We start from the raw sequence: 24,467 nt of genomic DNA, 5'->3' as shown, positions 1-24,467 counted from the left end.
AACCATGACCCGTGTCGCCGCCGTCGACTGCGGTACGAACTCCATCCGGCTCCTCGTCGCGGACTGTGACCCCGCGACCGGTGAACTGGTCGACCTGGACCGCCGTATGACCATCGTGCGGCTCGGGCAGGGGGTCGACCGGACCGGGCGGCTCGCGCCCGAGGCGCTGGAGCGGACCTTCGCCGCCTGCCGGGAGTACGCCGCGATCATCAAGGAGCACGGCGCCGAGCGGCTGCGCTTCGTGGCCACCTCCGCCTCCCGGGACGCCGAGAACCGCGACGAGTTCGTGCGGGGCGTCCTCGACATCCTCGGGGTCGAGCCCGAGGTCATCTCGGGGGACCAGGAGGCGGAGTTCTCCTTCACCGGGGCGACGAAGGAGCTGACGGGCAGCGATCATCTCGACAAGCCGTACCTGGTCGTCGACATCGGCGGCGGGTCCACGGAGTTCGTGGTGGGAGAGGAACACGTGCGGGCCGCCCGGTCCGTGGACGTCGGCTGTGTGCGGATGACCGAGCGGCACCTCGTGCGGGACGGCGCCGTCACCGACCCGCCCACCGCGGAGCAGATCGCGGCCATGCGGGCCGACATCGAACGGGCCCTGGACCTCGCCGAGGAGACGGTCCCGCTGCGCGAGGCGCGCACGCTGGTGGGCCTCGCGGGCTCGGTGACGACCGTGTCGGCGATCGCCCAGGAGCTGCCCGAGTACGACTCCGAGCGCATCCACCACTCCCGCGTCCCGTACGACCGCGTCCGCGAGATCACCGACTGGCTGCTGCACTCCACCCACGCCGAGCGCGCGGCCGTCCCCTCCATGCACCCCGGCCGCGTCGACGTCATCGCCGCGGGCGCCCTCGTACTCCTGTCGATCATGGAGCGGATCGGCGCCGAGGAGGTCGTCGTCAGCGAGCACGACATCCTCGACGGCATCGCCTGGTCGGTGGCGTAGGTCTCCTTGTTACCGATCGGTAGCTCTCTGCTGAGCAGGTCGGATAGCGTATGAGCGCGCCCGGAGGGGCCTTCCGGGCCGCTCCGCGACGCGCCGTCGGAAAAGTTCGTGAAGTTCTTCACAAGGATTTCCGTCCCGCGGGAGAAGGAAAAGGGCCCGGTTGGCCCTTACGGGGGCCCAACAGCCCCTTGAACGTGTTCAGAAGGGGTGAGAAGGGGCGCCTCGGGAAGGGCTCGCGCGAGGGTGTTTCGGACCGCTCACGGCGCGCCCTGCGACCCAGAGAGGCAGCTCACGCGGCATTGACAACGGCCCCCGCCGACCCGGGGGTTCCACTGCCCACCATGACCTGCGTCACGCGGGTCGCGGAGGATAACACACCCCCTCCAAGAGCTTGTGAAGGGGCGCACGAGCGACCCCCCTGAGCCGGGTGGATACTCGATGGCATGAGCACCACGGAGCGTCCCAGGATCCTCGTAGTAGGCGGTGGGTACGTAGGCCTGTACGCAGCTCGGCGCATCCTCAAGAAGATGCGCTACGGCGAGGCGACCGTCACGGTCGTCGACCCCCGGTCGTACATGACCTACCAGCCCTTCCTCCCCGAAACCGCCGCCGGCAACATCTCCCCGCGCCATGTCGTCGTCCCGCTGCGACGCGTGCTGCCCAAGGCGGAGGTCCTCACCGGCCGGGTCACCACCATCGACCAGGACCGCAAGGTCGCCTCGATCGCCCCGCTGGTCGGCGAGGCGTACGAGCTGCCCTTCGACTACCTGGTGATCGCGCTCGGCGCGGTCTCCCGCACCTTCCCGATCCCCGGCCTCGCCGAGCAGGGCATCGGCATGAAGGGCATCGAGGAGGCCATCGGCCTGCGCAACCACGTGCTGGAGCAGCTCGACAAGGCCGACTCCACGACCGACGAGGAGATCCGCCGCAAGGCGCTCACCTTCGTCTTCGTCGGCGGTGGCTTCGCCGGCGCCGAGACCATCGGTGAGGTCGAGGACCTGGCCCGCGACGCGGCCAAGTACTACACCAACGTCTCCCGCGAGGACATGCGCTTCATCCTCGTCGACGCGGCCGACAAGATCCTGCCCGAGGTCGGCCCCAAGCTGGGCGCCTACGGCAAGGAGCACCTGGAGAGCCGGGGCGTGGAGATCTACCTCTCCACCTCGATGGATTCGTGTGTCGACGGGCATGTCGTGCTGAAGAACGGCCTCGAGGTCGACTCCAACACGATCGTCTGGACCGCCGGCGTGAAGCCCAACCCGGCCCTGGCCCGCTACGGCCTCCCGCTCGGCCCCCGCGGTCACGTCGACTGCGCCCCGACCCTCCAGGTCCAGGGCACCGACTACATCTGGGCCGCCGGCGACAACGCCCAGGTCCCGGACCTCGTCGGCCGCAAGGCGGGCAACGAGAACGCCTGGTGCCCGCCGAACGCCCAGCACGCGCTGCGCCAGGCCAAGGTCCTCGGGGACAACGTGATCTCCGGTATGCGGGGCTTCCCGCAGAAGGACTACAGCCACGGCAACAAGGGCGCCGTCGCGGGTCTCGGCCTGCACAAGGGCGTCGCGATGATCGTCATGGGCAAGATGAAGATCAAGCTCAAGGGTCGTCTCGCCTGGTACATGCACCGCGGCTACCACGGTCTGGCCATGCCGACCTGGAACCGCAAGGTCCGCGTCTTCGCCGACTGGACCCTCGGCATGTTCCTCAAGCGCGAGGTCGTCTCCCTCGGCGCGATGGAGCACCCGCGCGAGGAGTTCTACGAGGCCGCGAAGCCGGTGCCCGCGGCGCCGAAGCCGGAGAAGTCCGAGGCCAAGGCCTCCTGACCGACTCCGGTCGCCGAACGAACCGAAGGGCCCTCCGCCATCCGTGGTGCGGGGGGCCCTTCGGCGTACCCGGAGCACCGCACTCATATAGATGGCCCATGCACCTTTTGCATACTCGTAATGCCTCCGGGGACTGCGCAGGTGTCCCGGCGGTGTTTACGTGGTGACTGGACGTTCCGGGATCGTTGTCACGGAGGTGTGCGCCATGGCCGACGCCGCGTTGCGGCTGAAGAGCCTCGTCGAACAGTTGCTGGGGGCGCCGCTGCCGGTGCGTATCCGGGCGTGGGACGGGTCGAGTGCGGGGCCGCCGGGCGCGCCCGCGCTGGTCGTGCGCAACCGGCGGGCCGTGCGCCGGCTGCTGTGGAAACCGGGCGAGCTGGGGCTCGCCCGGGCCTGGGTCGCCGGGGACCTGGAGATCGAGGGGGATCTGTACACCGCCCTCGACCTGATCTCGACACTGGTGTGGGAGCGCGGGGAGGACGCGCGGAGCCTCGTACAGATGCTGCGGGACCCGAAGGTGCGGTCGGCCGTTCGGGGGCTGGTGAAGATGGCCGGGGTGCCGCTGCCGCCCGCGCCGCCGCGCGAGGAGGTGCGCAGGAGCCGTACCCATCTGCACACCAGGCGGAGCGACAGGCGGGCCATCAGCCATCACTACGACGTCGGGAACGACTTCTACGAGATCGTCCTCGGGCCTTCGATGGTGTATTCGTGCGCGTACTGGGGGGCCGTCGAGAACGCGGACACGCTGGAGAGCGCCCAGCGCGACAAGCTCGAACTCGTCTGCCGGAAGCTGGGGTTGACGGCCGGTCAGCGATTGCTGGACGTGGGGTGCGGGTGGGGGGCCATGGCCATCCACGCCGCGCGGGAGCACGGCGTGAGCGTCGTCGGGGTCACCCTGTCGCAGGAGCAGGCGGCTTACGCCCGTAAGCGCGTCGCCGACGAAGGGCTGACCGACCGGGTCGAGATCCGGGTGCAGGACTACCGGGACGTCGCCGACGGGCCGTACGACGCCGTCTCCTCCATCGGGATGGCCGAACATGTCGGCAGCGAACGGTACTTGGAGTACGCCGAGGATCTGTACCGGCTGCTGAAGCCCGGTGGGCGGCTGCTCAACCACCAGATCGCGCGGCGGCCGCAGCGCGACGAATCGGCGTACGACCTCGACGGGTTCATCGACGCGTATGTCTTTCCCGACGGGGAGCTCGCGCCCCTCGGCACCACCGTGACCCAGCTCGAACGTGCCGGGTTCGAGGTGCGGGACGTCGAGTCGATCCGGGAGCACTACGCGCTCACCCTGCGCCGCTGGGTGGCCAATCTGGAGGCCGACTGGCGGCGCGGGCAGGCCCTCGCCGGGCCCGGGCGGGCGCGTGTCTGGCGGCTCTACATGGCCGCCTGCGCCGTCGCCTTCGAGCGCAACCGCATCGGCGTCAACCAGGTGCTGGCGGTGCGGAGTCCGGAGGGCGGGGAGTCCGGGATGCCTTTGCGGGCGCGGACTTGGGGGACTGCCTGAGGGGCGGATGTACGAAGGGGTCCCGTCCGGTCGTTTCCGGACGGGACCCCGACTGCCGTACCGCTACTCCGACTTGATGGCCGCCAGCATGTTCAGGCGAGCCGCCCGGCGGGCCGGCCAGAGGGCGGCGAGGACGCCGACCGTCGCGGCCAGGAGGAGGAAGACCGCCATCCTGGTCCAGGGGAGGACCAGTTCGTACGTCGCCATCTTCGTGCCGAGCAGCTCGCCCGCCGCCCAGCCGAAGAAGACGCCCAGGCCGATGCCGAGCACTCCGCCGAACAGGGAGATCACCAGGGACTCCAGGCGGACCATGCGCTTGACGGACTTGCGGTCCAGGCCGATCGCGCGGAGCATGCCGATCTCCTGCGAGCGTTCGAAGACCGACATCGCGAGGGTGTTGATCACGCCGAGGACGGCCACGATCACCGCCATGGCCAGCAGGCCGTAGAGCATGTTCAGCATCAGCGTGAACATCTGGGCGATGCTGTTCGACAGGTCCTGCTTGCTCTGGACCTTGATGGCCGGGTTGGTGCCGAGGGCCTTCTCCAGCCGGTCCTTGGTCGCGGTGGAGGCGCCGTCGGCCGTCTTCACCAGGACCTGCATGTCACCGGGGTCGGTCATGTGCGGGGTGACCACCGCGCTGTCGAGCAGGATGCCCCGGATCAGTTCGTTGCCCTCGTAGATGCCGGCCACCGTCAGCCGGGTCGACCTGCCGTCCTCGTAGTGTGCGGTGAACGTCGAACCGGCCTTCCAGCCATAGGACTTGGCGGTGTCCTCGTCGACGACGGCCTGGTCGCCGCCCACCTCGAAGGTGCCGCTGTCGACCTTCAGGTCGGTGAGCTTCGCGATCGCCGAGCCGTTCACGCCGGTCAGGGACTCGCCGTCGCCGTCGATGCGTGAGTAGACGTTGCGCAGGGGGCTGGTGGCGGTGACACCGTCGGTGGCGTTCAGCTTCTTGTCGACGTCCGGGGAGAGCTCGTTGCCGTTCGCCATCGAGACCACGTAGTCCGCGCGGATCGCCGAACTCGCCATCTTGTCGATCGACTTCTGGAGGCTGCCCGCCATCACCGTCATACCGGTGATGAGGGTGAGCCCGATCATCAGCGCGGAGGCGGTGGCGGCGGTACGGCGCGGGTTGCGCACCGAGTTCTGGCGGGCCAGCTTGCCCGAGACGCCGAAGACACGGAGGACCGGGGCCGCGGCCGCGATCAGCGGGCGGGAGAGGAGGGGGGTGAGGATGAAGACGCCGACGATGAGCAGGACCGCGCCGAGGCCCATGGGGGCCTGGCCGTCCGAGCCGTCCATCGTCGTGGCCGCGAGGACGGTCGCGATGCCCGCGGCGCTGAACAGCGCGCCCAGCGTGTTGCGCAGTACCAGTGACTTGGTGGTCGCCTTCGCGTGCACGCTGCTCATCGCGGCGACCGGCGGGATCTTCGCCGCCCGGCGGCCGGGCAGCCAGGCGGCCACCATGGTGATGACGACGCCGACCACGAGGGCCGTCGCGACCGTGCCGGGCGTGATGACCAGCGGGCCGTCCGGGACGGTGGCGCCCAGCGTGCCCATCAGGGAGCGCAGGCCCGCGCCGATGCCGATGCCCGCGACCAGGCCGGTGATGCCGGCGACCGTGCCGACCACGAACGCCTCGATCAGCACCGAGCGGGTGACCTGGCGGCGGGAGGCGCCGACCGCGCGCAGCAGCGCCAGCTCCTTGGTGCGCTGGGCGACCAGCATGGTGAAGGTGTTGGCGATGATGAAGGTGCCGACGAAGAGCGCGATGCCCGCGAAGACCAGCAGGCCCTGCTTCAGTCCGCTCATCGACGAGGAGATCTGCTGGGCCTGGTCGTCGGCCAGCTGCCTGCCGGTCGTGGTCTCGACGAGCTTGGTGCCGAGTGCCTTGTCCAGTCCGGCCTTCAGGGCGGTCTGGGAGGTGCCGGAAGCCGCCTTCACATCGATCTCGTCGTACGTGCCGGGCTTGCCGAACAGCTGCTGCGCGGTGGCCGTGTCGTAGAGGGCGAGGCTGCCGCCGGCCGCGACATTGCCGTCGTCGGTGGTGAAGATGCCGGTGATGGTGGGGGTGAGGACGGGCCCGTCGACCGAGAGCCGCACCTGGTCGCCGACCTTGTACCCGGCGCGCTCCGCGGTCTCGGAGTCGATGGCGACCTGGTTGTCACCGTGCGGGGCGGAGCCCTCCTTCAAGGGGTAGCGGGGGTCCTTGTCACCCCAGTAGTTCCCGCCCCGGGACTGGAAGCCGCCGCCGATGAGCTTGCCGTCCTTGTCGGCCATGGCGGTGAAGCCGCTCACGACACCGATCGCGTCGGCGGCGCCCGGCACCTTGGCCGCGGTGTCCAGCTGAGCCTTCGTCAGCTCGGGCGTCTTGTTGATCGTATTGCCCTTGTCCTCCTGGGACTTGGGCTGCACGGCGACGTCGACCTGGTCGAAACCCTTGGCCGAACTGTTCTGGTAGGCGTCGGAGATGGTGTTGGTGAAGACCAGCGTGCCGGACACGAACGCGACGCCGAGCATCACGGCGAGCACGGTCATCAGCAGCCGGGCCTTGTGCGCGAGGACGTTGCGCAGGGCGGTGCGGAACATCAGCTGGTGCGGCCCTTCGCGTCGAACTGCTTCATGAAGTCGAGTACGGAGTCCGCCGTCGGGCCGTACATGTGGTCGACGATCCGCCCGTCCGCGAGGAAGACGACCCGGTCCGCGTACGCCGCCGCCACCGGGTCGTGGGTCACCATGACGACCGTCTGCCCCAACTCCCTTACGGAGTTGCGCAGGAAGCCCAGCACCTCGGCGCCGGAGCGGGAGTCGAGGTTTCCGGTCGGCTCGTCGCCGAAGATGATGTCGGGGCGGGAGGCGAGGGCGCGGGCGACCGCGACGCGCTGCTGCTGGCCGCCGGAGAGCTGGGCCGGGCGGTGGCTGAGACGGTCCTTCAGCCCCACCATCTGGATCACGGTGTCCAGCCACTGCTTGTCCGGCTTGCGGCCCGCGATGTCCATCGGGAGCGTGATGTTCTCCAGGGCGGTCAGCGTCGGCAGCAGGTTGAACGCCTGGAAGATGAAGCCGATCTTGTCCCGGCGGAGCTTGGTGAGCTGCCTGTCCTTGAGCGAGCCGAGCTCGGTCTCGCCGATGCGGACCGAGCCGGAGGAGAAGGTGTCGAGGCCGGCCACGCAGTGCATCAGCGTGGACTTGCCGGAGCCCGAGGGGCCCATGATCGCGGTGAACTCGGCCTGCCGGAAGTCGACGGAGACCCGGTCGAGGGCGACCACCTGGGTCTCGCCCTGTCCGTAGATCTTCGACAGATCCGTGGCGCGTGCGGCCACGGTCGCGGTGGACCGGTCGGCGACTGGTGTGGTGGTCACGGGACGGGACTCCTTGGAGGACGGCGTCTTGAAGGGACGTGTTCCATCGTCGTGGCCGATCCGCGGCGTGTAGTCAGCCGCTGTTCCGGTTCACAGGGGCGACTCGGGTCGGACGCCCGGACCCTGTGTCATACCTGGGGATGACGGGGGTCCCTGAGTACCCCCCTTGCCGCAAGCGCTTGCGCCCTGCGGAGCCCCGAACCGTCGAGAACCGGTGGAGCACCCTCGTTCGGGCGGTGAAATTCCGTCATTCCGCATGCACCGCCGACGGCCGCGCGTAAGGCTATTGGCAAGTGCGGATGGCTCGTTCCACGGGCTGATGCACCCTCAGACGTCAATAAAATAAGACAACATCGGTCCGGGGTTCCGCTGTTCGGGGGAAGCATCCCGATAGGCTCGGGACCTCGACGCGGAGCCCATGGCCTGCCCGGATGGTGGAATGCAGACACGGCGAGCTTAAACCTCGCTGCCCCTTCGCGGGCGTGCCGGTTCAAGTCCGGCTCCGGGCACTTCCGTGCCTGCGGGACAGCGCGTTCCGTGGGCGGGTGTCACCCTTCGTGAGCGGCGGCGGTCGTCATCCCTCGTAGACGGTGAGGACCGCGCCCTCCACCTCGACCCGGCGGCCGGCGCGCATTCCGTAGGTGCTCAGCGTGTTCAGGCAGTCGTGGAACAGCTCCAGCTCGTCCGCGTCCAGGATCGCGGCGGCGAGGTCGAGGAGCTCGGCGACCGAATCCTCGGTGAGTACCTCCGGCAGCTCGCCGGACAGCAGCACCACCGACTCTCCTGCGGGCCCACGGACCACGGCCGTGGCCGGCCCACCATGCACGAACAACACATTCCCCCCAGCGGCCCGGGGACTTGCGGCTCGCTCCGCGGGCAGGACGAGAGACTAGCGGGGGATCTCGGTGTGTTCGGGGGCAGTTGAAGTTCTTTTTCCGACTTGGCGGAAGTTGACGGATGCGCGGTCACTTCTCCTTGCGGTCCAGGAGGGACTCCACCAGGGCCGCCACATGTCTGCGGTCGTCGGACGAGAGTTTCTGGACGCTGGCGATGAGGAGGTCGACCTCGGGGTCGGCGGTCGTGCCGGCCGCGTCGGGGCTGCCGTACACATGGATGCCGCAGGCCTCCGCGGCGGCGCGGCGGACGGTGTCCAACGGGAGTTCAAGTCCCTTGGACAGCCCCTCCAGCGTGCCCGACTGGGGCATCCGCACGACCCGGTCCGTGGTGGCCAGGTGGTGGACGGTGGAGCGCGGGATCCCGCCGCGGCGCGCCACCTCACCGTAGGACCAGCCCTTGCGGTCGAGGCGCTCACGGATCAACTGCTGCAGTGCGTTGGCCACGGGTGGGTCACTTCCTGCTCGCCGCTCGGCTGACGGGCTGTTCGTCCTTGTCGGGGCCGATTCTACGGTCGCGTCCCCGGGCCGCCGAAAGGGTGATTCCCCGAACGGGTTGCGCGACGGCCCCAGGAGGCCCTAGTGTCCAATCTCGTTGGACAGCTCGTCCGACCAGATTGGACAGAGTCCGGGGGGAACCTGACTCTCTCCGATCGGAACTGCCTATCCCTGAGGGGGAATTGATCATGATGGACGCTCACGAGCTTGAGGCCGAGTCCGCGGAGCTGCTGCCGGGTCGCGAGGCGCTGGGCAAGCTGAAGTTCAGCTTCAACCGCACCACCAACGTCACCAAGCACGTCGCCAACATCCAGGCGGCCAACTCCTCCGCCGCCCTCAACGACCACTCGTCGTGGTCGGTGGCCGACTCCGGCGCCGGCCAGACGATCAGCGTCAAGCAGTAACGCTCGCGCACCGCCGCGCAACCGAACGCCAAGCATCCAGAGCATTCAGAAACATTCAGAAGGGACATCCATCATGAGCATGGACATGCACGAGCTGGACACCGAGTCCGCGGAGCTGCTGCCGGGCCGTGAGGCGCTGGGCAAGCTGAAGTTCAGCTTCAACCGCACCACCAACGTCACCAAGCACGTGGCCAACATCCAGGCCGTCAACGAGTCCGCGGCCATCAACGACCACTCGTCGTACTCGGCCGCCGAGTCCTCGGCCGGACAGACCATCAGCGTCACCCAGTAACAGGGGACGACGGCCCCGGGGGCGGACCGCGCTCATGTGCGGCGCGGTCCGCCCCCGCGGTGCTTCCGGGGGGAAAGCCACCGCTTCCGCGGTCGGGGCCCGCCGCGATCCGGGGGGAACGCGGCGCAGTCACGGGGGACACGCGGCGCGGTCACGGGGGGACACGCGCGGACATGGGGGACACGTGGGGGGAGACCACACATGACAGTGCTCGGGAACGGGCCCGCGACGCTCTACGACACCGGGCCGGTGCCCGGACCGGGCGGCTGGCCGGTGACCTACGCGCAGGTCGCCACCGGCAGCCTGCCGGTCGTCGAGCCGTCACTGGTCCCGCGGCTGAGCGCGGGGCTGAAGCTGCACGGCGAGTACCAGGGCTCGGGCTTCACCGAGCCGAAGTACATCGCCCGCCGGGGGGACGGGCAGGTCGTGCAGCTGTCCCGGCTGCTGTACCTCGTGGCGTCGAACATCGACGGCGTCCGCGACATCGAGACCATCGCCTACCGCGTCAGCGCGCGGTTCGGCCGTGAGGTCAGCGGCGACAACATCCGCTACCTGGTGGAGAAGAAGCTCCAGCCGCTCGGGGTGACGGTCCCCGAGGGGCAGGAGAGCGACGAGGTCGACGCCCCGCGCTCCGACCTGCTGCTCGCCCTCAAGGGCCACCGCGTCATCTTCAACGAGAAGCGCACCGCGCGGATCGCGAAGACGTTCAGCTGGCTGCACCGGCCGGTCGTGGTCGCGGCCGTGCTGCTCGGCGCCGTCGCCATGGACGTATGGCTGTTCGGCTTCTTCGGGGCGATCGAGCCGGTGCTCCAGGTGCTCGACCAGCCGGTGCTTATCCTGATCGTGTTCGGGCTCACCGTGGCCTCCCTCGTCTTCCACGAGTTCGGCCACGCCTCCGCCTGCAAGTACGGGGGTGCCCGGCCCGGCTGCATCGGCTGCGGGCTGTTCCTGATCTGGCCGTCGATGTACACCGACGTCACCGACGTCTACCGGATCGGCCGGGGCGGGCGCATCCGCACCGACCTGGGCGGGGTGTACTTCAACGTCGTCTTCATGCTCGCCATGGCCGCGGCCTACTTCGCCACCGGCCAGCAGTTCTTCCTGGCCGCGGTCTACCTCGGCCACTTCGAGATCCTGGAGCAGCTGATGCCGGCCGTCCGTCTGGACGGCTACTACATCCTGGGCGACCTGGCGGGCGTGCCCGACCTCTACGGCAAGATCAAGCCGATCCTGCTCGCGCTGGTGCCGGGCGCGAAGGGGAAGGCGGCCCGCAAGGAGGTCGCCGGGCTGAAGAAGTCGGCCCGGCGCATCGTCGCCACGTGGGTGCTGACCATGGTGCCGCTGCTGGCGGGCGAGCTGGGCTACGCCCTGTGGAACCTGCCGCGGATCCTCGCCACCATGACCCGCTCGCTGACCGAGCAACTCGTGGGCACCTGGTGGGCGTTCACGCAGGGGCAGGTCGTCGCCGGACTCGTCGGCGTGATCGGCAGCATCATGCTGATGTGCCCCATGGCGGGCGTCGTGTACCTGTCGGTGAAGATGAGCGGCCGGCTCTTCCGCGCCGCCAAACGCACCACGTCCGGCCGCCCGAAACTGCGGCTCGCGATCTGCGCGCTGGCGCTGGCCGGCCTGACCGGCCTGAGCTACGCCTGGGTCTCCGGCATGACCCCGCAGCCCCTGCCGAAGCAGCCGCCCATCGCGCCGATCCTGCAACCCGGGGTGTCCACCGAGGCCCCCGGCCCGCAGGACGCCTCCCCGGCCGGCGACGACTCGAACGGCTCGGCCGACCCGGGCTCCGCCTCGGCCTCGCCGTCGGTGTCGCCCGGTGGTTCGGGCCCGTCCGACGGCCCTTCGGACGGTGCCTCCGGGAGTACGTCCGCCTCGGCCTCCGCCTCCCCGTCCGCACCGCAGTCGGCCCGGCCGAGCGACGGCACGACCCCGCCGCCGGCCTCCGCGGGCCCGTCGGAGGGGCCGACGTCCTCGTCCGGCACCGGCGGCGGCCCGTCCGATCCGCCGACGTCCCCGATTCCCTCGGAGAGCGCTCCGGCGTCGCCCTCCGACGTGCCCTCGTCGCCGCCGGTGAGTCAGTCGCCGGGGGCGTCCTGAGGGGGCCGGCCGGACGGTCGGCGGCCTCTTGAGGGCGGGCCGACCGGTCGCCGGGAGCCTCCCGACCCCGGTCGGCCGGTCGCCGGGGCTCCTGACCCACCGGTCGGCCGAGTGTCGGGGCTCCTGACCCACCGGTCAGCCGAGTGTCGGGGCCTTCCGACCGCCGGGCGGCCGGGGTCGGGAGGCTCCCGGCGACCGTTCGGCCGGGCGCCGGAGGCCTCCCGAGGGGCGGCGCGTTCCGTCGGCCGGCCCGGGGTGGACGTCCCCGGCCGGCCGGAGGGACGAGGCGTCGGCGTCCCGGCGATCCGCGTCGGTGCCCGGCGATCCCGTCGGCGCCCCGGCCGCCCGCGTGGGCGCACTCCCGGGTGCCGGGCCCCACCACCCGGAAGTGCGCCCACGCCATCCGCCCCCCGCCAACCGAATCCGACCCACCTACCAAGGAGCTCCGTTGAGCAGCCATCGAAAACCACGACCAGCCCACAACCCGCTCACCCGACGCGCCCTCGGCCTCGGCCTGTTCGCCGCCGGCGTCGCCGGAGCGGCGACCGCCGTACCGGCCCAGGCCGCGACCGGTCACGCGGCCTTCGCCGCCGACCACGTCTTCACCCACGCCGACCGCCTGCACCACACCCAGGCCAAGGACTCCTTCACCATCCGGCAGTTCGGCACGGTGAACGCCGCCTCGGCCCGCAACCAGGCCAACGCGGTCTCCACGGGCTGCTCGGCGGACGACGCCTGCCGTTCGGTCGCGCTGTCCTTCCAGATCGTGACGATCGCGGGCGAGCGCACGCACCTCAACGCCGTGAACCTCAGCGACGCCGTCAACAAGGAGTGCACGGGCTGCCAGACCCTCGCCGGGGCCTACCAGTTCGTGGTCTCCACGCCCAGGCCGCTGACCCTCGACGCCACCGCCAAACGGCAGCTCGCGGACATCCACCGCCGACTGGACGCGCTCAGCCGCTCCAAGCTGCCCGCCGCCGACCTGCGGACGAAGGTCGACGCCCTGGCAGCCGAGGTCACGGGCGTCCTGCACGACGCCGCGGCGAAGGCGCCCAAGGGCGAGGAGAAGCCGGCCGTCGCCGTCCACCGGCACATGGACGGCTGGCCCCCGGCCAGGTGATTCCACCGGTGCCCGGCCGCCGCGTCCGTCTCCCACGGCCCGGCGGCCGGCCACCGGGCCATTGACACCGAGTGCGGCCGGGCGCAGACTCACGACAGAAGTTGGTGAAGAAATTTTCACCACACGAACAACGGCAACGACGCCCACCGAAGGGAACGCCCGATGCGCACCACCGTCGGCATCATCGGCGCCGGCCCGGCCGGCCTCCTCCTTGCCCGGCTGCTGCACAACGCCGGCATCGACTCGGTCGTCCTCGAGAGCCGCGACCGCGCCTACGTCGAGCAGCGCCAGCGCGCCGGGATCCTGGAGCAGGGCACGGTCGACGTACTGCGCGCGGCCGGCGCCGGCGAGCGCATGGACCGCGAGGGCCTGCGGCACGACGGCATCGAGCTCCGCTACGACAGGAAGCGCCACCGCGTCGACTTCCCCGCCCTCACCGACGGCCGGTCCGTGATGGTGTACGCGCAGACCGAGGTCTGCAAGGACCTCATCGCCCTCCAGCTCAAGGAGGGCGGCCCGCTGCTGTTCGAGGCGGAGGCGCTGGCCGTCGAGGGTGCCGACACCGACCGCCCGCGGGTCCGCTTCCGGCACGAGGGCCGCGAGGACGTCCTCGACTGCGACTACGTGGTCGGCTGCGACGGCTTCTGGGGCGTGGCCCGGGGCGCGATCCCCGAGGAGCTGACCCGGGTCTTCGAGCGGACGTACCCCTTCGGCTGGCTCGGCATCCTGGCCGACGTACCGCCCTCGCACGACGAGCTGGTCTACGCCCGCCACGACCGCGGCTTCGCCCTCCTGTCCATGCGCTCCCCGTCCGTCTCCCGCCTCTACCTCCAGGTCCCCGAGGGCACCGACGCCGAGTCCTGGGGCGACGAGGAGATCTGGGACGAGCTGACGCGGCGCTTCGAGACCGACGACGACTGGCGGCTGGAGCGCGGGCCGATCACCCAGAAGTCGGTGACACCGATGCGCTCCTACGTCCACGAGCCCATGCGGTACGGCCGTCTCTTCCTGGCCGGCGACGCCGCGCACATCGTCCCGCCGACCGGCGCCAAGGGGCTGAATCTGGCCGTGGGGGACGTCGTCACCTTCGCGAGGGCACTGACGTACCAGAAGGACACCGGATCGGGCGAGCTGCTCGACGCCTACTCCGAGACCTGCCTGCGCCGCGTCTGGCAGGCCGAGCGGTTCTCGTACGACATGACGACGATGCTGCACCCGGCGCCCGGGGCCACCCCCTTCGACGACCGGCTCCAGCGCGCCCGGCTCGACCGGATCGCGAGCTCCCGCGCGGCCGAGACCGATCTGGCCGAGGGATACACCGGCTTCGCGTTCGATTGAGCCCCCATGGTGAGGGGAATCACCGGGCCGCGTAGCTTGTTGCGCAGCACGACGAGGGAAAGATCCTCCCCAAGCACTAGGGTCAATCCTTTGCCTACCTATTACTCTTGAGCCCAAGGCCGCGACGTGCGGCCATGGAGGAGTGAAATGAGGAGCAGAAACCCGGTCTTCTCGCGTCGGGGGTTCAGCCGCGACAACGGCTACGCGGGCTTCAACGCCGCGCCGCAGGCCGGGGGAACCGCTGTCGGCACGCAGGCCAACCCGTACGCGCAGGGCAACCCCTACGCGAACAACCCGTACGCCCAGCAGGACCTTCAGCACGGCGCCCCGCCCCAGGCCCCGGCCACCACCGGCCGGATGACCATGGACGACGTCGTCCTGCGTACGGCCTCCACGCTCGGCACCCTGATCGTCACGGCCGCGCTCGCCTGGGCGCTGCTGCCGGTCGACGACGCCAACATCAACCGCTCCTACGGGATCGGCATCGGCGCCGCGCTGATCGGCATGGTCCTGGCGTTCGTCCAGTCCTTCAAGCGCAAGGCCTCGCCCGCGCTGATCCTCTCGTACGCGGCGTTCGAGGGTGTCTTCCTCGGCGTCCTCTCCAGCATCGTCGACAACCGCATCGCGAGCGGCGCGGCCATGCAGGCCGTGCTCGGCACGATGGCGGTCTTCGCCGGTGTCCTGGTCGCCTACAAGGCGGGCTGGATCCGGGTCAACCGGCGCTTCTACGGCTTCGTGATGGCCGCCGCGATGGGCTTCATCCTGCTGATGGTCGTGAACATGCTGTTCGCGGTCTTCGGCGGCGGTGACGGCCTCGGCTTCCGCAGCGGCCCGCTCGGCATCTTCTTCGGGGTCGTCGGCATCCTGCTCGGCGCCTGCTTCCTCGCCCTGGACTTCAAGCAGGTCGAGGACGGCATCGCCTACGGCGCGCCGAAGGACGAGGCCTGGCTGGCGGCCTTCGGCCTCACGCTGACACTGGTCTGGATCTACATGGAGTTCCTGCGGATCATCGCGATCCTCAACAGCAACGACTAGCGGTCCGGCCGTAGCTGTCGCGAAGGGCCCCGGGTTCTCTCACCCGGGGCCCTTCGGCATGTATTCGGTGCGCGCTAGAGCAGTTTGCGCGCTGCCCTCCTCAGGTCGTATTCGTGGACGATCGCCTTCGCGTGGCCGTACGCGAGGTTGTGCTCGTGGCGGAGCCAGCTGACCTTTTCCTCGAAGCGGAAGAGGGCGGGGCCTTCTTCGACGGTGCGCAACCAGTCGGCGACTTCACGACCGGTGCAATGGGGGATGCGGGCGAGCATGTTGCGGTGGGTCTCCTCGGAGAGGACGTGGGACATCGGCGCCTCCGGACGAAAAGGGGATGTAAGCCGGTCCTTCAGGTCACGGTGCCTGAGCGTTCGCCTGTTGGCAACAGTCCTGCGGCGCCGCGTACGCTCGTTCTGTGGTTGATACGACGCCCTTGACGCGAGCCGTGGATCACTTCGCCGACCGTCTGCGGGCCGCGCCGCAGAGCCGTCTGCAAAGGGGAGCAGCCTCCGAGGCGCTCGAACTGGCCAGGGAACTGTCCCGCCGGGCCCAGCTCGTGGAGGATCCTGGAGCGGAGCCCCGGGTGATGCCGGACGCCGGGATGTTCGCGGCGGCCGACCAAATCACCGTCGCCGTACACGACTTGGCCCTCGTCCTGGATGACGAGGGCCAGTTGGCGGCAGCGGTCGAGCTGGTGGCCGAGGCCCAGCAGCGGGCCGGAGTGTGACTACAGGGACGCTATGACCCGGTCGGCCAGGATGTACACGTTCTCCTCGCCGCACTCGAACGTCAGGGTGTACGCCCCCGATATCCCGGAGCCGCCCAGCAGGACCGGGGTCTCGCCCGCGCGCAGGGCCGCCGAGAGGCGTTCCGCCGTTTCGCGGTGGCCCGGGGTCATGCAGAGGGTGGTGCCGTCGGCGAAGACGTAGACGTCGAGGGTGCCGAGCGGGCCGGGGCGGACGTCGGCCAGTTCGACGCGGGACGCGGCGAGTTCCTCGAGCGTCGCCACGGTGCGCTCGTGGTCGCCCACGGCCGGTGACTGGACCGGTACAAAGTCCGGGTGGGAGGGGTGCCGGCGGCGGGCCGCGGCCAGTTCGGGGGAGTCCCCGGCGAACTCCTCGGCGTCGGCGCCCGTCTCGGTCACCGGCTCCAGCGGCTCCAGGCCCACGAAATCGCTCTGCCGGGGCAGGAACAGCTCGCTGTCGGGCAGGCCGAGCAGGGAGGGCGCGTCGGAGGCGTCACGGGCCTCCTGCGCGGCCCAGAAGGCGCGCGCCTCGGCCAGTTCCCGCTCCCGCTCCTCGGCGAGCGCCTCGGCGACCGCGGCGCGTATCTCGTCGGCCTCGGCGGCGGGCCGGGCGGCCGGCACCAGAGCGTGCGGGACGCGCTGTGCGGCGAGCTGGGTGTGCAGGGCGGCGACCTCACGGCGCAACACCATCAGGGTGCGCAGGACGGCGAGGCCCACGGCGCCCGTGGCGGCCGTGATGACCAGCAAGGCGATCGGCATGGCGCTCACTGACGTACTCCCGGTTCAAAGTCGACCCCCGACTTCCTACATCAGCTTGAAGGGCGGACTAACCAGCTGTCAGTGCGTAACGTCACGAATCGGGCAGGACTTTGGGCCCGATGTTTGGGGGTGATGTGGCGCTGACCTGGGTAAATCCCTTCGCTAAGGGAGATAGGTCACATCCTGGGGGAGATTGGATCACAAAACGGCCCGGAGGCCCGGGGTTTCCCGGACTCCGGGCCATCGGCTCACGGTGGGTGGCCAGTTGACTACCGAGAGGTTCAGCTGAGGCGCTCGATGACCATCGCCATGCCCTGGCCGCCGCCGACGCACATCGTCTCCAGACCGAACTGCTTGTCGTGGAACTGGAGGGAGTTGATCAGCGTGCCGGTGATGCGGGCGCCGGTCATGCCGAAGGGGTGGCCGACGGCGATGGCGCCGCCGTTCACGTTCAGCTTCTCCAGCGGGATGTTCAGGTCGCGGTAGGAGGGGATCACCTGGGCGGCGAACGCCTCGTTGATCTCCACCAGGTCGATGTCGTCGATGGTGAGGCCGGCCAGGCGCAGCGCCCGCTGCGAGGCCTCGACCGGGCCGAGGCCCATGATCTCGGGGGAGAGGCCGGAGACCCCGGTGGAGACGATCCGGGCGAGCGGGGTCAGGCCCAGCTCGCGGGCCTTGGTGTCGGACATGATGACGACCGCGGCGGCGCCGTCGTTCAGCGGGCAGCAGTTGCCGGCGGTGACCAGGCCGTCGGGGCGGAAGACCGGCTTGAGGCCCTGGACGCCCTCCATGGTGACGCCCGCACGCGGGCCGTCGTCCTTGGAGACGACCGTGCCGTCGGGGAGGGTGACCGGGGTGATCTCGCGCTCCCAGAAGCCGTTCTTGATGGCTTCCTCGGCGAGGTTCTGCGAGCGGACGCCGAACTCGTCCATGTCCTGGCGGGTGACGCCCTTGACGCGGGCGAGGTTCTCCGCGGTCTGGCCCATCGCGATGTAGGGGTCGGGGACCAGGCCGTCCTCGCGCGGGTCGTGCCAGCTGGTGCCCTCCTGCTGGGCGACGGCCTCGGTGCGGGCCTCGGCCTCGGCGAACAGCGGGTTGCGCGTGTCCGGAAGGCTGTCGGAGTTGCCCTTGGTGTAGCGGGAGACCATCTCGACACCGGCCGAGATGAAGACGTCGCCCTCGCCGGCCTTGATGGCGTGCAGGGCCATGCGGCTCGTCTGGAGCGAGGAGGAGCAGTAACGGGTGACGGTGCAGCCCGGCAGGTGGTCCATGCCCATCTGCACGGCGACGATCCGGCCCAGGTTGTGGCCCTGCTCGCCGCCGGGGAGACCACAGCCGAGGTGCAGGTCGTCGATGTCGCGCGGGTCCAGCTCCGGAACCTTGGCGAGGGCCGCCTGGATGATCGTGGCGGTGAGGTCGTCGGGGCGCAGATCCTTGAGCGAGCCCTTGAAGGCGCGGCCGATGGGGGAGCGGGCGGTCGAGACGATCACGGCTTCGGGCATCACGGCTCCATTGGCGTACGAGGTTCTTCGGGGCAGGGCTGCTTGGGAAGTTACCCGTACGTATGGCCAGGGTCACGGGTGTGGCGGTGTGACCCTGGCCGCAGTTTTCTAAGCGCTTGCTTTTTCGCTCAGGGGGTTCGCTGGGTGGAGGGGACCGGCGCCGCCTGCGGCTCCGGCTCCTGCACCCGGCGCCGCTTCCTCCGCTTGAGCAGCGCCCACGGCCCTCGTGACCCGGTCGGCATGGCCGCCGTGACCTCCGTACCGGCCTCGGACGCCGCCTCCGCCGCCGCCCGCGCCACCGGCAGGAAGCCCTCCCGGCGCGACACGTCCGGGCGTTCCTCCTCCGCAGGCCACAGGGCCAGGGCCGCGCAGACCGTCGGCAGCATCGCCATCGCCGCCGTCGCGTAGCCCTCCGCGGAGGGGTGGTAGTTGTCGGGACCGAAGAGCTCGCGGGGGTTGGCCTCGAACTCCGGGCCCAGCATGTCGCCCAGCGACACCGTGCGGCCGCCCTGCTCGACCGTGCCGATGGTCTGGGCCGCCGCCAGCTGCCGGGAGGCCCGCCGGGCCAGCCAGCGCAGGGGCTGCCCGACCTGTTCCACCGTGCCCAGGTCGGGACAGGTGCCGACGACCACCTCCGCGCCGACCGTGCGCAGCCGTCTCACCGCCGCCGAGAGATGGCGGACCGAACGGGTGGCCGGCATGTGGTGGGTGACGTCGTTCGCGCCGATCATGATCACGCAGACGTCCGGCACCCGGGCCGGGTTCGCCAGGACCAGGGCCACCTGGCGGTCCAGATCGTCGGACGTGGCCCCCGGGAGGGCCACGTTGTGGAGCTCCACCGGCCGCTCGGCCACCGCCGAAAGCCCGGAGGCCAGCAGCGCGCCCGGCGTCTGGCCCGCCCGGTGCACGCCCTGGCCCGCGGCCGTGGAGTCACCGAGCATCGTCAGCCGCAGCGGAGGTTCGTCGGGGGTGACATAGGAGTTGCCGTACAGGCCGTCCGCCACCGGTACCCGGCCCCCGCTGCCGTTGCCCACATGGCGCTTGGCCAACTGCACCTCGGCCAGCAGCAGACCGACGGCGGCCGCACCGGCCAGCCCGATCCCGCCGCCCCCGTATGCCGCACCGGCCGCGATCCGCCGGGCCACCCGTGCCCTCGACATGCTCGTCATGCGCCGCCGCCACCTCCTCGTTGCCGTACATCCACTCCTTGCCCCGTACAGACCGTCCACCAATCTCAACGGGGAGTGAACGAACCTCGCGGGCCGTAGGCTGACGGAACCACCACGACCACTTCTTTTGCAGCATCCGGAGACAACGGTGCAATTCCACGACTCGATGATCAGCCTCGTCGGCAACACCCCGCTGGTGAGGCTCAACACCGTGACCAAGGGCATCAAGGCGACCGTCCTGGCCAAGGTCGAGTACTTCAACCCCGGCGGCTCGGTCAAGGACCGGATCGCCCTGCGCATGATCGAGGCGGCGGAGGAGAGCGGCGCGCTCAAGCCCGGCGGCACGATCGTCGAGCCGACCAGCGGGAACACCGGCGTGGGCCTCGCCATCGTGGCGCAGCAGAAGGGGTACCACTGCATCTTCGTGTGCCCCGACAAGGTGAGCACCGACAAGATCAACGTGCTGCGGGCGTACGGCGCCGAGGTGGTCGTGTGCCCGACCGCCGTCGACCCGGAGCACCCGGACTCGTACTACAACGTCTCCGACCGGCTGGTCCGTGAGACGCCGGGCGCGTGGAAGCCCGACCAGTACTCCAACCCCAACAACCCGCTCTCCCACTACCACTCGACCGGCCCCGAGCTGTGGGAGCAGACGGAAGGGAAGATCACCCACTTCGTGGCGGGCGTCGGCACCGGCGGCACCATCTCCGGCACCGGCCGCTACCTGAAGGACGTCAGCGACGGCAAGGTCCAGGTGGTCGGAGCCGACCCCGAGGGCTCGGTCTACTCCGGCGGCTCCGGACGCCCGTACCTGGTCGAGGGCGTCGGCGAGGACTTCTGGCCGACCGCCTACGACCGCACGGTCGCCGACGAGATCGTCGCGGTCTCCGACAAGGACTCCTTCCAGATGACCCGCCGCCTCGCCAAGGAGGAGGGCCTGCTGGTGGGCGGCTCCTGCGGGATGGCGGTCGTGGCGGCGCTGCGGGTGGCGGAGCGGCTGGACGAGAACGGCGTGGTGGTCGTCCTGCTGCCCGACAGCGGCCGCGGCTACCTCTCCAAGATCTTCAACGACGAGTGGATGGCCGACTACGGCTTCCTGGAGGACGAGGGCTCCAGCGCCCGCGTCGCCGACGTCCTCAACGACAAGGTGCACGGCGCCATCCCGTCCCTCGTCCACATGCACCCCGACGAGACGGTCGGCGAGGCCATCGAGGTGCTGCGCGAGTACGGCGTCTCGCAGATGCCGATCGTGAAGCCGGGCGCCGGTCACCCGGACGTGATGGCCGCCGAGGTCGTCGGCTCGGTCGTCGAACGAGAGCTCCTCGACGCCCTGTTCACCAAGCGGGCCTCCCTGGAGGACCCGCTGGAGAAGCACATGTCGGCCCCGCTGCCCCAGGTCGGCTCCGGTGAGCCGGTCGGCGACCTGATGTCGGTGCTCGGTGGCGCGGACGCGGCGATCGTCCTCGTCGAGGGCAAGCCCACCGGCGTGATCAGCCGGCAGGACCTGCTGGCCTTCCTCGCCAAGGGCGGGAAGTGACGGCAAACGTCCGGTGAACCGCCCGTGTCCTCGGCGAACTTGCGGTGATCATCGGAGTTCGTGACTTCGCGGAAGTGGTACGAGCGTGTCACGTCCACGCAGCACACGCTTAACACGGGTCCGGCAGATTAGTGGGTGTCGGCAGGGCGGGAGCGGCTCCCCGCCCGAGCCGGCACCGAACGTCCAAGGACCTCCGGAGCGGCTCCCGGACCTCCATGGACGCCGGACGCGAGACCCGGCCCTGACCCGGTCAGCGTCCCTCGCGGGGACCGCCGTCGTCCCGCCCCCCGGTAACGGGGGTGCGGCGGTCCCCGCGCATATCTTTTCCGGGGTCACCCGACCTCTCAGCCCACGTGCGTGGAAGCCCAACTTCCCAGCAGCGCAAGCCTTTCCGTCGTCTCCGAGCCTGGCTCCGGCGTATAGACGAGCAGTGTCTGGTCGCCGTCGCCCGGGACCGCCAGGGTTTCGTACGGGAGCGTCAGCAGGCCCGCGACCGGGTGGCGGAGGCGTTTGACGCCGTATGAGCACTCCTTGACCTGGTGGTCGGCCCACAGGCGGCGGAAGTCCTCGCTCTTGAGGGAGAGTTCGCCGACGAGTGAGGTCAGCTCGCGGTCGTCCTGGTGGTGGCCGGCCAGGACCCGCAGGTGGGCGACGTTCTGCGCGGCCACCGCCTGCCAGTCGGGGTAGAGATCGCGGGCGGCGGGGTCGAGGAAGACCTGGCGGGGCATGCTGCGGGCCCTGGGCGTCGTACCGCTGAAGCCGAGCACCGCGTCGGCCAGGGCGTTCCAGGCCAGCACGGTCATCCGGTGATCCATGACCATGGCCGGGGTGCGCTCCATGCTGTCGAGCAGTACCTGGATGCCCGGCCGTACGCGGGGTGTCGAGGGGCGCTCGGCCTGCTTGCGAGGGCGGGCCACCGCGTGGAGATAGGCGTGCTCGGTCTCGTCGAGCCGCAGTACGCGCGCGATGGCGTCCAGTACGGCATCGGAAACTCCCCCGGACTTCGTCCGGGAGGGGCCCGCGGGCCCACGCCCCTGTTCCAGGCGTATGTAGTAGTCGACGCTGACGCCCGCCAACTGCGCCACTTCCTCCCGGCGCAAGCCGGGTACGCGGCGCCGCCCGTGCGACGGCAGCCCCACCTCCTCCGGCTGGATGCGGGCGCGGCGCGAGCGCAGGAAATCTCCGAGGTCCCCGTCCATGGGTTCGATCGTAGGGGAGCGGCGGGATTCCAACCTGGTTCTGCCAGACCCAGGAAAAGCCGATCCCTGGGTAGGCCGCGCGGAGCGGCGCAGGGTGGTGGACGTCGCCGGGAGACACCGGGCGACTTCCTGAAAGAGGAGCCCCCATGTCTTACGAGAACCTGGCCGGCCGTACCGCCGTCGTCACCGGAGCCGCGAGCGGGATCGGCGAGGCGGTGGCCGCGACGCTGGCCGCGCAGGGCGTGAAGGTCGCGCTGCTGGCCCGGCGGGCGGAGCGGCTGGAGGCCGTGGCCGGCAAGATCCGGGCGAACGGCGGGCAGGCACTGGCCGTCGCCGTCGACGTCACCGACGGCGGGTCGGTGGACGCGGCCGTGGAGCGGATCCGTGCCGCCTACGGGGCCGTGGACCTGGTCGTCAACAGCGCGGGCGTGATGCTGCCGAACCCGGTCGACGACGGCCGTATCGACGAATGGCAGCGGATGATCGACACCAACGTCACCGGGGTGCTGCGGGTGATCCGGGCCTTCACCGCCGACCTGGTGGGCGCGGCCGCCGAGGGGCGGGCCGCAGACCTCGTGAACGTCTCGTCCATCGGGGCGCACGTCGTGTTCCCCAACTACGGGGTGTACGGGGCGACCAAGGCCGCCGTCACCCATCTCTCGCAGTGCCTGCGCAGCGAGTTCGGGCCGCGGGACGTACGGGTCACCAACATCGAGCCGGGGCTGACGCAGAGCGAGCTGAAGTCGCACATCGACAGCGACGGACTGCGCGACCAGGTCGACGGGATGGTCGAGGTCATGGGCTCACTGGCGGCCGAGGACGTCGCCGACCTGGTCGCCTACGTCGGCAGTCGCCCCCGGCACGTCAACCTGGCGCAGCTCGTGGTGCTGCCCACCCGGCAGGCGTGACGGCCCGGGGAGGTCGGTGGGAGGTCGGTGGGAGGTCAGTCCTCCCAGCGGTCCTCGTCCTTGGCCGAGCGGTGGTGGTGCCGGCGGCCGAAGAGGTTCGGGTTGGCGCGCACGGCCTGGAAGGCGTTGACGCCGACGATGCCCGCCCAGGTGACGAAGAGACCGGGCAGGTGGGCGACGCCACCGCCGATCGCGGACAGCGGGATCGCCAGGACCAGTGTCACGATGCCGAAGCCGAACCGCTCGCTCCAGGAGTCGGTGGCCTTCGGCGCCCGCGAGCCCCGGGCCACCACCATCTGCTGCTCGGCCATCTGCCGCCGCACCCGCCGCTCGACCGCGCCGTCGATGCGCGCGTCGACCTTCTCCAGGAACGAGTCGACCAGAGCGGACTCGTACTCCTCACCCAGCTCCCGGCGGGCCTGCAGGGTGGCGTTGAGTTCCTTCTTGAGCTCGGCGTCCCGCGCGTCCATCGTGGTCTCCGTCCCCATCGTCATGGACACCACGTTAGGGAGCCGGGGCGTTCGCCGCACTGGGGATAGCCCCCCTGTCGGGGAGGGGGTTCGCCGGGTTCAGGGCAGTAACGACACGAGGCCCGTGTCGAGGTCGAACCGCGCCGCCGTGACGTGCGCCGACGTGAAGGACGGGTCCGCCCGGATCGCGTCCCGGACCCAGGCCGTGTGGGCCCGCATGGTGTGTTCGGCCCAGTCGCCGGGGAGGGCGTGGGTGCGGCGGGCGGCCGGGGCGATCTCGTCGACCAGGAGTTCCAGGTGGCCGGGGACGGGCGCGCCGGTGCGCAGATGGTCCAGGGTCGCGGCCACCGCCCCGCAGCGCTCGTGGCCGAGGACCAGCACCAGGCGGACGCCGAGCTCCTCGACGCCGTACTGGATGGATCCGAGCACCGCCTCGTCCAGGACCTGGCCGGCCGTCCTTGTGCACAGCAGGTCGCCGAGCCCCTGGTCGAAGACCAGCTCGGGCGGGACGCGCGAGTCGATGCAGCCGACGACCACCGCGAACGGGTGCTGGACGGCTGCCAGGGTGTGCCGCCGCCGGAGTTCCTCGTCGGGGTGGCGGGAGTTGCCGGTGGCGTAGCGCCGGTTGCCGGCGAGCAGTTCGGCCAGGGCGGCGCGGGCGGTGGCCGGGGGACGGGGGTGGCCGGCGGCCGCCGCCGGGGTCGGGGCGGCGGCCAGTGCGCCGACGGCGGCCGTGGCGGTGAGAAAGGCCCTGCGGTTCGAGGCCATGACGGTTCCTCAGGTGGTGTGCTGACAGCGCGTATTCACCCTACGCACGCGATCAGTCACCCTGAGTGTCTGTTTAACGACACTTG

General features: G+C 70.5%; 23 protein-coding genes and 1 tRNA gene. 13 read left to right on the top strand and 11 right to left on the bottom strand.

The genetic code is table 11. The features are described from left to right. Positions 1 to 4: 4 nt before the first annotated feature. From ACQEWB_RS20080 to ACQEWB_RS20070, 3 genes are all read left to right on the top strand, one after another. Complete coding sequence (locus tag ACQEWB_RS20080) at positions 5 to 946, top strand: exopolyphosphatase (protein ID WP_432832865.1); 942 nt, start codon at positions 5 to 7, stop codon at positions 944 to 946. A gap of 443 nt (positions 947 to 1,389) precedes the next feature. Beyond that, positions 1,390 to 2,769, top strand: coding sequence for an NAD(P)/FAD-dependent oxidoreductase (locus ACQEWB_RS20075; RefSeq protein WP_432832863.1), 1,380 nt, complete (start codon positions 1,390 to 1,392; stop codon positions 2,767 to 2,769). Between the two features lie 205 nt (positions 2,770 to 2,974). Next, complete coding sequence (locus ACQEWB_RS20070) at positions 2,975 to 4,279, top strand: class I SAM-dependent methyltransferase (protein ID WP_432832861.1); 1,305 nt, start codon at positions 2,975 to 2,977, stop codon at positions 4,277 to 4,279. A 63-nt stretch (positions 4,280 to 4,342) separates the two neighbouring features. On the opposite strand, the gene ACQEWB_RS20065 is transcribed toward ACQEWB_RS20070, so the two are convergent. Together ACQEWB_RS20065 and ACQEWB_RS20060 are read right to left on the bottom strand one after the other, a co-directional pair. Beyond that, complete coding sequence (locus tag ACQEWB_RS20065; RefSeq protein WP_432832859.1) at positions 4,343 to 6,871, bottom strand: ABC transporter permease; 2,529 nt, start codon at positions 6,869 to 6,871, stop codon at positions 4,343 to 4,345. Next, the gene (locus ACQEWB_RS20060; protein WP_432832857.1) at positions 6,871 to 7,644 is read right to left on the bottom strand and encodes an ABC transporter ATP-binding protein; all 774 of its coding nucleotides are present in this window, start codon (positions 7,642 to 7,644) and stop codon (positions 6,871 to 6,873) included. Before ACQEWB_RS20060 ends, ACQEWB_RS20065 begins: the two co-directional genes overlap by 1 nt. Before the next feature lie 425 nt (positions 7,645 to 8,069). Between ACQEWB_RS20060 and ACQEWB_RS20055 the strand changes: the two genes are divergently transcribed. Continuing rightward, a tRNA-Leu gene (locus ACQEWB_RS20055) sits at positions 8,070 to 8,153 on the top strand. Positions 8,154 to 8,218: 65 nt separating this feature from the next. Here ACQEWB_RS20055 and ACQEWB_RS20050 read toward each other — a convergent pair. Next, positions 8,219 to 8,419, bottom strand: coding sequence for a hypothetical protein (locus ACQEWB_RS20050; protein ID WP_432832855.1), 201 nt, complete (start codon positions 8,417 to 8,419; stop codon positions 8,219 to 8,221). 190 nt (positions 8,420 to 8,609) lie between these two features. After that, complete coding sequence (locus ACQEWB_RS20045) at positions 8,610 to 8,984, bottom strand: transcriptional regulator (RefSeq protein WP_432832853.1); 375 nt, start codon at positions 8,982 to 8,984, stop codon at positions 8,610 to 8,612. A gap of 239 nt (positions 8,985 to 9,223) precedes the next feature. Here ACQEWB_RS20045 and ACQEWB_RS20040 point away from each other — a divergent pair, with 239 nt between their 5' ends. The 6 genes from ACQEWB_RS20040 (at position 9,224) to ACQEWB_RS20015 (ending at position 15,330) form a co-directional block, all read left to right on the top strand. After that, complete coding sequence (locus ACQEWB_RS20040) at positions 9,224 to 9,439, top strand: hypothetical protein (RefSeq protein ID WP_360823865.1); 216 nt, start codon at positions 9,224 to 9,226, stop codon at positions 9,437 to 9,439. A 73-nt stretch (positions 9,440 to 9,512) separates the two neighbouring features. Next, positions 9,513 to 9,731 carry a hypothetical protein gene (locus ACQEWB_RS20035; RefSeq protein ID WP_432832851.1) on the top strand — a complete coding sequence of 73 codons (219 nt, stop codon included), beginning with the start codon at positions 9,513 to 9,515 and terminating at the stop codon, positions 9,729 to 9,731. Between the two features lie 201 nt (positions 9,732 to 9,932). Beyond that, on the top strand, positions 9,933 to 11,837 hold the full coding sequence (locus ACQEWB_RS20030; protein WP_432832849.1) for a hypothetical protein: 1,905 nt from the start codon (positions 9,933 to 9,935) through the stop codon (positions 11,835 to 11,837). A 448-nt stretch (positions 11,838 to 12,285) separates the two neighbouring features. Beyond that, complete coding sequence (locus ACQEWB_RS20025; protein WP_432832847.1) at positions 12,286 to 12,957, top strand: hypothetical protein; 672 nt, start codon at positions 12,286 to 12,288, stop codon at positions 12,955 to 12,957. Positions 12,958 to 13,119: 162 nt separating this feature from the next. Beyond that, positions 13,120 to 14,295, top strand: a complete 1,176-nt coding sequence (locus ACQEWB_RS20020) for a 4-hydroxybenzoate 3-monooxygenase (protein ID WP_432832845.1) — start codon at positions 13,120 to 13,122, stop codon at positions 14,293 to 14,295. A 147-nt stretch (positions 14,296 to 14,442) separates the two neighbouring features. Beyond that, on the top strand, positions 14,443 to 15,330 hold the full coding sequence (locus tag ACQEWB_RS20015) for a Bax inhibitor-1/YccA family protein (protein ID WP_432832843.1): 888 nt from the start codon (positions 14,443 to 14,445) through the stop codon (positions 15,328 to 15,330). A 74-nt stretch (positions 15,331 to 15,404) separates the two neighbouring features. On the opposite strand, the gene ACQEWB_RS20010 is transcribed toward ACQEWB_RS20015, so the two are convergent. Next, positions 15,405 to 15,635 (bottom strand): DUF4287 domain-containing protein, encoded by a 231-nt coding sequence (locus tag ACQEWB_RS20010; RefSeq protein WP_242765788.1) that lies wholly within the window; start codon positions 15,633 to 15,635, stop codon positions 15,405 to 15,407. A gap of 104 nt (positions 15,636 to 15,739) precedes the next feature. Here ACQEWB_RS20010 and ACQEWB_RS20005 point away from each other — a divergent pair, with 104 nt between their 5' ends. Further along, positions 15,740 to 16,051, top strand: a complete 312-nt coding sequence (locus ACQEWB_RS20005; RefSeq protein ID WP_432832840.1) for a hypothetical protein — start codon at positions 15,740 to 15,742, stop codon at positions 16,049 to 16,051. Here the strand turns inward: ACQEWB_RS20005 and ACQEWB_RS20000 are convergent, their stop codons facing one another. The 3 genes from ACQEWB_RS20000 to ACQEWB_RS19990 all read right to left on the bottom strand — a co-directional run bounded on the left by ACQEWB_RS20000 (position 16,052) and on the right by ACQEWB_RS19990 (position 19,499). Next, the gene (locus ACQEWB_RS20000; RefSeq protein WP_432832838.1) at positions 16,052 to 16,837 is read right to left on the bottom strand and encodes a hypothetical protein; all 786 of its coding nucleotides are present in this window, start codon (positions 16,835 to 16,837) and stop codon (positions 16,052 to 16,054) included. Positions 16,838 to 17,109: 272 nt separating this feature from the next. Beyond that, positions 17,110 to 18,330, bottom strand: coding sequence for an acetyl-CoA C-acetyltransferase (locus ACQEWB_RS19995; RefSeq protein WP_432832836.1), 1,221 nt, complete (start codon positions 18,328 to 18,330; stop codon positions 17,110 to 17,112). 128 nt (positions 18,331 to 18,458) lie between these two features. After that, entirely contained in the window at positions 18,459 to 19,499 is a 1,041-nt protein-coding gene (locus ACQEWB_RS19990) for an SGNH/GDSL hydrolase family protein (RefSeq protein ID WP_432832834.1), read from the bottom strand. 148 nt (positions 19,500 to 19,647) lie between these two features. On the opposite strand from ACQEWB_RS19990, the gene ACQEWB_RS19985 reads away from it, so the two are divergent. Beyond that, the gene (locus ACQEWB_RS19985) at positions 19,648 to 21,036 is read left to right on the top strand and encodes a cystathionine beta-synthase (protein WP_432832832.1); all 1,389 of its coding nucleotides are present in this window, start codon (positions 19,648 to 19,650) and stop codon (positions 21,034 to 21,036) included. Between the two features lie 344 nt (positions 21,037 to 21,380). Here the strand turns inward: ACQEWB_RS19985 and ACQEWB_RS19980 are convergent, their stop codons facing one another. Next, the gene (locus tag ACQEWB_RS19980; protein WP_432832830.1) at positions 21,381 to 22,235 is read right to left on the bottom strand and encodes a helix-turn-helix transcriptional regulator; all 855 of its coding nucleotides are present in this window, start codon (positions 22,233 to 22,235) and stop codon (positions 21,381 to 21,383) included. A gap of 146 nt (positions 22,236 to 22,381) precedes the next feature. Here ACQEWB_RS19980 and ACQEWB_RS19975 point away from each other — a divergent pair, with 146 nt between their 5' ends. Next, on the top strand, positions 22,382 to 23,143 hold the full coding sequence (locus ACQEWB_RS19975; RefSeq protein WP_432832827.1) for an SDR family oxidoreductase: 762 nt from the start codon (positions 22,382 to 22,384) through the stop codon (positions 23,141 to 23,143). A gap of 35 nt (positions 23,144 to 23,178) precedes the next feature. Here the strand turns inward: ACQEWB_RS19975 and ACQEWB_RS19970 are convergent, their stop codons facing one another. Both ACQEWB_RS19970 and ACQEWB_RS19965 read right to left on the bottom strand, forming a co-directional pair. After that, entirely contained in the window at positions 23,179 to 23,613 is a 435-nt protein-coding gene (locus ACQEWB_RS19970; protein ID WP_432843903.1) for a hypothetical protein, read from the bottom strand. A 99-nt stretch (positions 23,614 to 23,712) separates the two neighbouring features. Next, on the bottom strand, positions 23,713 to 24,381 hold the full coding sequence (locus ACQEWB_RS19965; protein ID WP_432832825.1) for a carbonic anhydrase: 669 nt from the start codon (positions 24,379 to 24,381) through the stop codon (positions 23,713 to 23,715). Between the last annotated feature and the right edge of the window lie 86 nt (positions 24,382 to 24,467).

The sequence above is a fragment of the Streptomyces sp. CA-249302 genome (assembly GCF_050936785.1).
GTDB lineage: Bacteria > Actinomycetota > Actinomycetes > Streptomycetales > Streptomycetaceae > Streptomyces.
Note: the sequence above shows the minus strand (reverse complement) of the source record. Positions and strands in the feature narration are given on the sequence as shown.

Bases quoted from the DNA above. Each gene is read 5' to 3' on its own strand.
- ACQEWB_RS19980 (WP_432832830.1), bottom strand. From the start codon at position 22,235: ATGGACGGGGACCTCGGAGATTTCCTGCGCTCGCGCCGCGCCCGCATC.
- ACQEWB_RS19970 (WP_432843903.1), bottom strand. From the start codon at position 23,613: ATGGACGCGCGGGACGCCGAGCTCAAGAAGGAACTCAACGCCACCCTG.
- ACQEWB_RS20070 (WP_432832861.1), top strand. From the start codon at position 2,975: ATGGCCGACGCCGCGTTGCGGCTGAAGAGCCTCGTCGAACAGTTGCTG.
- ACQEWB_RS20015 (WP_432832843.1), top strand. From the start codon at position 14,443: ATGAGGAGCAGAAACCCGGTCTTCTCGCGTCGGGGGTTCAGCCGCGAC.
- ACQEWB_RS19965 (WP_432832825.1), bottom strand. From the start codon at position 24,381: ATGGCCTCGAACCGCAGGGCCTTTCTCACCGCCACGGCCGCCGTCGGC.
- ACQEWB_RS20020 (WP_432832845.1), top strand. From the start codon at position 13,120: ATGCGCACCACCGTCGGCATCATCGGCGCCGGCCCGGCCGGCCTCCTC.
- ACQEWB_RS20065 (WP_432832859.1), bottom strand. From the start codon at position 6,871: ATGTTCCGCACCGCCCTGCGCAACGTCCTCGCGCACAAGGCCCGGCTG.
- ACQEWB_RS20040 (WP_360823865.1), top strand. From the start codon at position 9,224: ATGATGGACGCTCACGAGCTTGAGGCCGAGTCCGCGGAGCTGCTGCCG.
- ACQEWB_RS20030 (WP_432832849.1), top strand. From the start codon at position 9,933: ATGACAGTGCTCGGGAACGGGCCCGCGACGCTCTACGACACCGGGCCG.
- ACQEWB_RS20075 (WP_432832863.1), top strand. From the start codon at position 1,390: ATGAGCACCACGGAGCGTCCCAGGATCCTCGTAGTAGGCGGTGGGTAC.
- ACQEWB_RS19995 (WP_432832836.1), bottom strand. From the start codon at position 18,330: ATGCCCGAAGCCGTGATCGTCTCGACCGCCCGCTCCCCCATCGGCCGC.
- ACQEWB_RS19975 (WP_432832827.1), top strand. From the start codon at position 22,382: ATGTCTTACGAGAACCTGGCCGGCCGTACCGCCGTCGTCACCGGAGCC.
- ACQEWB_RS20010 (WP_242765788.1), bottom strand. From the start codon at position 15,635: ATGTCCCACGTCCTCTCCGAGGAGACCCACCGCAACATGCTCGCCCGC.
- ACQEWB_RS20035 (WP_432832851.1), top strand. From the start codon at position 9,513: ATGAGCATGGACATGCACGAGCTGGACACCGAGTCCGCGGAGCTGCTG.
- ACQEWB_RS20080 (WP_432832865.1), top strand. From the start codon at position 5: ATGACCCGTGTCGCCGCCGTCGACTGCGGTACGAACTCCATCCGGCTC.
- ACQEWB_RS19990 (WP_432832834.1), bottom strand. From the start codon at position 19,499: ATGACGAGCATGTCGAGGGCACGGGTGGCCCGGCGGATCGCGGCCGGT.